Origin of the sequence: Streptomyces sp. NPDC059900, from assembly GCF_050270335.1 — a bacterium.
Classification (GTDB): Bacteria; Actinomycetota; Actinomycetes; order Streptomycetales; family Streptomycetaceae; genus Streptomyces.
The window spans coordinates 1-1,665 of record NZ_JBNNJZ010001025.1 but is presented as its reverse complement, the minus strand read 5'-3'; the positions used below and the strand labels follow the sequence as shown (position 1 = coordinate 1,665).

At 73.0% G+C, this 1,665-nt stretch carries 1 protein-coding gene and 1 pseudogene; both read left to right on the top strand.

Annotated features, from left to right (window positions below; translation table 11 throughout):
* Nucleotides 1–1,302, top strand: a 1,302-nt coding sequence (locus tag ACQKIP_RS46865; RefSeq protein ID WP_427745807.1) for an ABC transporter substrate-binding protein, incomplete at its 5' end; no start/stop codon positions are given.
* A 91-nt stretch (nt 1,303–1,393) separates the two neighbouring features.
* A pseudogene (locus tag ACQKIP_RS46860) lies at nt 1,394–1,665 on the top strand (sugar ABC transporter permease); the annotation flags it as partial.

Here is a 1,665-nt window from a genome sequence, read left to right as displayed (position 1 = left end):
TTCTCGCGGCGCAATGTCCTGCGCGGCGCGGGCGGCGCGGCGGCGCTGGCGGCGGGCGGCGGCGCGCTCGCGGGCTGCGGCACCGGGCCCGCCGACGGGGTCGGCCCCGACGGACGGGTGACCATCCAGCTGTGGCACGGCCAGACGGACTCCGCCGCCAAGGTCATCAAGGGGCTGGTCGAGCGGTTCCAGCGGGCCCATCCCGACATCCGCGTCGACATGGGCGGCGGCGTGCTGGCCGACGCCATGCTCCAGAAGGTCACCGCCGCGCTCGCCGCGGGCTCCTACCCCGACATCGCCTACGTCTTCGGCTCCGACCTGGCCAGCGTCGCCCGCAGCCCCGAGGTCGTCGACCTGACCTCGCACGTGAAGCAAGGGCCCACGCCCTGGCGCAACTTCTGGGCGCCCGCCAGGGAGGCCGTCACGATCAACGGGCAGATCCGGGCGGTGCCCGCGGTCCTGGACTGCCTGGCCGTGGTCTGCAACAAGAAGCTGTTCGCCGAGGCCGGGATCGAACTGCCCGGACCCGGCTGGACCTGGCAGGAGTTCACCGACACCGCGCGGCGCCTGACCGACGCCTCCCAAGGGCGCTTCGGCACCGGCTGGCCCGGCACCGGCGACGAGGACACCGTGTGGCGGATGTGGCCCATGGTGTGGGACCTGGGCGGCGACGTGATCGGCGACGACGGGCACAGCATCGGCTTCGCCGAGGAAGGCGTACGCGCCCTGGAGGTCGTAGCGGACCTGGCGCGCGACAAGAGCGTCTACATCGACCCCAAGCCGGGCAGCGAGCAGATGTACCAGGTCTTCCTCTCCAACCGGATGGGCATGGTGCCCACCGGGCCCTGGCAGCTGCCCGACATCACCCAGGCGAAGATCGACTACCACGTGGTGCCGCTGCCCAGCTTCAGCCGCCGCCCGGTGACCATCTCGGGCCCCGACACCTGGACGGTCTTCGACAACGGCCCCGCCCGCACCAAGGCCGCCCGCACCTTTGTGACCTGGCTCAACCAGCCCGCCCAGGACAGCCGCTGGGCCGTGGAGGCGGGCAGCCTGCCGCTGAGCCGCCGCAGCCAGGACCGCCCGGCCTGGCGCGAACACGCCGAGCAGATGCCCGGCCTGCCGGTGTTCACCAAGGCCCTCACCTCCGCGCGGGTGCGGCCCGTGCACCCGGCCTACCCCCGTATCTCCCAGTCCCTGGGGCAGGCGGTCGTCGCCGTGCTGCTGGGCCGCAAGAGCCCCGCCGACGCCGTGCGCTCCTGCGCCCAAGAGGCCAACGCCGCCCTACTGATCCCGCGTTGACGACACCGCGGACACCCAGGGCACCCAGGACACCAAGGACGCCAAGGACGCCAAGGCCACCGAGGACACCAAGGACGCTGAGGACACCGCCATGCCATCCCTTCCCCGCCCCCTGACCCTGCCCCCGGACCCCGCGGGCCGCCGCGCCCTGCGCCGCCGGCGCCGCAGCGAGACCGCCACCGCCTGGGCGTTCGTCTCCCCCGCGGTCCTGGTCATCCTGGGCCTGAGCGTCCTGCCGGTCATCTGGTCGCTGCTGCTGTCCTTCCAGGCCAACGACCTGGTCACGCCCAGCCGCTGGGTGGGCCTGGACAACTACCGGGCACTGTCGCAGGACCCCAACTTCAGCCAGGCCGTGCGCAACAC